Genomic DNA, 537 nt, shown 5'->3' on the forward strand with positions numbered 1-537 from the left:
GTATATTAATAGAGGAGTACTCATGATGGACTTAAATCAAATTCTAATAGAAGCATTGAAACAGCAAAGAATCAATAAAGGTTTCAGTCAAGATAAACTTTCTGAATTAGCTGGCTTGGATACAAAATATATAAACAAATTAGAGAATGGACGCTTTGGCTTAACCATTCCTACACTTTCCAAAATTTTAGACGCTTTAGAAATCTCTTATGATAGTTTTTTCAGTACTCTACCCTCTTCCGGTAAAAATGCAACCAACAAACTATTTGATAGTCTTAATAGCTTTAATTTGGAAAAGAGAGAAGTTATCAGCAAGAAGATTCAAGAACTTTTAGAACTGTCTCTTATACACATCTAGATGTGTATAAGAGACAGGTCTTAATAGCTTTAATTTGGAAAAGAGAGAAGTTATCAGCAAGAAGATTCAAGAACTTTTAGAAAGCATCGTGGACCTGTCTCTTATACACATCTAGATGTGTATAAGAGACATATCAATGATGATTATTATTTATGAAGCTATAGAGAATTCTTCATCAT

1 protein-coding gene is annotated in these 537 nt (G+C 31.5%); it reads left to right on the top strand.

The genetic code is table 11. The annotated features are described in order from the left end of the window. Positions 1-358: helix-turn-helix domain-containing protein (locus tag A5868_RS17260; protein WP_217867412.1), on the top strand; the 358-nt coding region annotated here is incomplete at its 5' end. Between the last annotated feature and the right edge of the window lie 179 nt (positions 359-537).

It is taken from the genome of Enterococcus sp. 12F9_DIV0723, from assembly GCF_002174375.1.
In the GTDB taxonomy this organism is placed as follows: Bacteria; Bacillota; Bacilli; order Lactobacillales; family Enterococcaceae; genus Enterococcus_A; species Enterococcus_A gilvus.